Source organism: Vibrio sp. OPT46 (assembly GCF_015163535.1).
Taxonomy (GTDB): domain Bacteria; phylum Pseudomonadota; class Gammaproteobacteria; order Enterobacterales; family Vibrionaceae; genus Vibrio; species Vibrio alginolyticus.
Map to the genome: position 1 here is coordinate 1 of NZ_JADDYG010000758.1, position 654 is coordinate 654.

Consider the following 654-nt stretch of genomic DNA (forward strand, 5'->3'; position numbering starts at 1 on the left):
TCTCATTGGGTGAAACAAATATCGCGGGGGTCATGTGCGAAAGCTTCTTGGTGGGAGGCAATCAAACAATCGATGCTGATCTGCTCACTTACGGACAGTCCATAACAGATGAGTGCTTAAGCTGGCAGGATTCTTTACTGTTTCTAGAGCACTTAAATAACGCTGTATTACAACATAAAAGTTCTCATTTAACCAAAACTGAACACTCCTAAATTCAATTAACTATTTGCAACGTGTTAATAGTACAAATAGTTATTGATTGGCTTGTTTCATACACAAACGCTGCCCGTAAATCCCCCCATGTAACCAAATGCAAACGATATAATTATTGTTAAAATAAGGACGATAATGCTATGCAAGGACAGAATGATAACAATTATCATTTGATATTAATTATCAATATCAATTATACTTCTTCCTGTTCATTTACTTAAGTAGTTGCTCCCTAATTCTATTTGGCAAAGACACCCAATCTGCATTGTCATGACTATTGGGCAATAGCCTCACTCCTAATCAAATATTCCTCTATTAGAGGAACACTTGTTCTAATAAAGGCAATTAGAGGTACAAGTTGATGACTTCCATTACATTAGTGAATTAATAAGGACTGTTTATGAAACGAGAAGTAGTAGGCTTTTCCAAAATGGCCAACGA

1 pseudogene is annotated in these 654 nt (G+C 35.9%); it reads left to right on the forward strand.

The window, feature by feature from the left end:
- A pseudogene (locus tag IQR33_RS26780) lies at positions 1-212 on the forward strand (3-deoxy-7-phosphoheptulonate synthase); the annotation flags it as partial.
- Between the last annotated feature and the right edge of the window lie 442 nt (positions 213-654).